Source organism: Lysobacter sp. 1R34A (assembly GCF_051217035.1).
Taxonomy (GTDB): domain Bacteria; phylum Pseudomonadota; class Gammaproteobacteria; order Xanthomonadales; family Xanthomonadaceae; genus Lysobacter.
On record NZ_JBPKJP010000188.1, the window covers coordinates 1 to 2,642 of the forward strand.

Sequence of the window (2,642 nt, forward strand, 5' to 3'; positions counted from 1 at the left end):
CGAGTCGGGCGAGGCCGAGACCCTGGCCGAGGCCGGTTTCGATGCGGCCGCCGAGGCCGACGGCGCCTTGCGCGACTTCGCCCGCAGCCCCGGCGTGCGCGGCCTGTCGGATGCGGCGCGCACGCGGTTGGACCGGGTGTTGCCGGCGCTGTTGCAGGGCGCGGCGACCTCCTCGCAGCCGATGCTCGCGCTCAAGCGCCTGCTCGCGCTGCTGCACAACGTCCTGCGCCGCAGCGCCTACCTGGCCTTGCTCGACGAACAGCCGGCGGCGTTGTCGCGGCTGGTCGAGGCGGTGTCGCGCAGCGCCTTGTTGGCCGAACGCCTGGCGTCGCACCCGCTGTTGCTCGACGAATTGCTGGACGCGCGCGTGGTCGGCCCGCTGCCGGGACGCGAGGAACTGCAGGCGGCCAGCGCCGAGGTCGGCGGCGGCGACGATGCCGAGGCGACTCTGCAGGCGCTCAACGAGGTGCGCCAGTCGCTGAGCTTCCGCATCGCGATGGCCTTGCGCGACGGCCGCCAGTCGGCCGAGCAGAGCGCGCGCCAGCTCGCCTGGCTCGCCGACGGCGTGGTCATGCGCATTCTCGCCCTGGCCGAGCAAGAGGTAGCCAGCGCGCACGGCCGCGTGCCCGGTGCGCGCTTCGCCGTGCTCGGCTACGGCAGCCTCGGCGGCGAGGAACTCGGTTTCGGTTCCGATCTCGACCTGGTGTTTCTTTACGACGCGCCGGCGATCGAAGGCGGCGCCCAGTCCGATGGAGCGCGTCCGCTCGATGCCGGGCGCTGGTTCGCACGGCTGGCGCAGAAGATCGTCGCCCTGCTCGGCGCGGTCACCGCGGCCGGGCGCTTGTTCGACGTCGACGTGCGCTTGCGCCCGGACGGCGCCAAGGGCCTGTTGGTGTCGTCTCTGGCGAGCTTCAGCGAATACCAGTACGAACGCGCCTGGACCTGGGAGCATCAGGCCCTGGTGCGCGCGCGCTTCGTCGCCGGCGACGCCGGCCTGCACGAACGTTTCGAGGCGGTGCGCGAGCGCACCCTGGCGCGCGAGCGCGACGGCGCCAAGCTGCGCGACGACATCGCCAGGATGCGGGTGAAGATGCGCGCCGAACTCGACCGCAGCGACGCCGCCTATTTCGACCTCAAGCAGGGCGAGGGCGGCCTGGTCGATCTGGAATTCCTGCTGCAGTACCTGGTGCTGCGCGATTCGGTGCGCGAGCGCGCGCTGCTGTCGCCGCGCGACTCGGCCGGCCTGATCGAGGCGGCGCGCCGGTGCGGCGCCTTCGACGACACCCAGGCCGCTTCGCTGCGCGTCGCGCACACGACCTTGCTGGCGGCGGGGCTGGAATGCACGCTCGACCGGCGCCCGCGCCGGGTGGTCGAGACCGAGGCGATCGCCGCTTCGCGCGCCGCTATCTCGTCGGCGCTGCGCGCGCACGGCCTGGGCCAGCCGTCATGAGCCGGCGCGGTCGGCAGGGCGCCACGAGCGGCGCGCGGCGATGATCGACGACAGCGCGCGCGGCATGATCTCGGTGTGGATGGGCACGACCACCCAGTCGCCGCAGGCGTTCGAGCGCTATCTCGACGGCATGGAAGCGAGCGGCTCGGGTTGCCCGGCGCATCGCGACTTCGGTTGCGACTTCCTGGACGAGGATTTCTTCATCGCCCATGTCACCGCCGGGCTGCGGGTCGTGCCGGTGGAAACCCTGGTGCTGGAAGTCGGCACGCATACGCCTCAGGCCGAGCGCGCGATTCTGGCGCGCTGCCATGCGCTCGGCGTGGTCGAAGGCAATGCCTTGTATTTCTACGACCACGCCGTGTTTCACGAAGCGCAGCCCGGCCGGCGCTACAACGAGCTGCATTTCATCGGCAGCTTCGCCAACCCCGCCAAGCCCGCTAGGAGCGGCCGCCGGCCGCAGGCTCAGTCGCCCAAGCCCAGGCGGCGGCGGACTTCCTGCGCGACCCGGGCTGTTTCGCGCAGCGGCGTCACCGGATAGGCCGACAAGCGCTGATCGAAGGGGCGCACCCGGCCGAGGCTGAGCAGGCTGTCGACGAAACGGCCGGGCCGGCCGTCGACCCGCTCGATGCCGAAGGCGAACACCGGTGCCCGGGTGGCCGCCGCTTCCGAAAGCATGTTGACCGAGTCGGCGGTGCAGACGATGCGGTCGGCCCAGCCGAGCAGGCCCGGGTAGGGGTTGGCGCCCTCGCCGGGTTCGTACCAGGACACCCGCGGCAACCGCGCCAGGCGCTGGCGCAGGCGCGCGCGGATCTCGACCGGGGTGCGCCGCGAGGTGGTCGCCAACAGGCTGCCGGACTCGCGTTCGAGCAGGGTCTGCAACTGTGTCGCCAGCACGTCGAACGCGGCCTGGTCGAACTTCGCGTGCGCGCTCGGGCCGCCGAGCAGCAGCGCGGTGCGCGGCCCGGGCAAAGCGCCGAACGCGGGAAACGCGCTGCGCGCGCCGGCCAGCCACAGATCATCGACCGGGTTGAGGCTGCCGAGCAGGGTGACGACGTTGCTGCCGTGCAAGCCGTCGTGCTCGGGGGCTTGGCCGTTGGCGCGGATCGCGCTTCCGCCCGGCCCCGTAACGCGGCTGGCGCCAAGAAAAAGCCCGCGCATCGCTGCGCGGGCTTCTGGCGACCTGGTCGCGTAT

General features: G+C 72.3%; 3 protein-coding genes. 2 read left to right on the forward strand and 1 reads right to left on the reverse strand.

Going from position 1 to position 2,642, the window contains the following annotated elements; genetic code table 11:
- A partial coding sequence (locus tag ACSAMQ_RS20355; RefSeq protein WP_435397400.1) for a DUF294 nucleotidyltransferase-like domain-containing protein occupies positions 1-1,450 on the forward strand: 1,450 nt, incomplete at its 5' end.
- A 40-nt stretch (positions 1,451-1,490) separates the two neighbouring features.
- Positions 1,491-1,988, forward strand: coding sequence for a hypothetical protein (locus tag ACSAMQ_RS20360; protein ID WP_435397401.1), 498 nt, complete (start codon positions 1,491-1,493; stop codon positions 1,986-1,988).
- On the opposite strand, the gene ACSAMQ_RS20365 is transcribed toward ACSAMQ_RS20360, so the two are convergent.
- Positions 1,913-2,642 (reverse strand): mitochondrial fission ELM1 family protein (locus ACSAMQ_RS20365; RefSeq protein ID WP_435397402.1); only part of this gene is annotated, 730 nt, incomplete at its 5' end. The two genes, ACSAMQ_RS20360 and ACSAMQ_RS20365, sit on opposite strands and share 76 nt — an antisense overlap.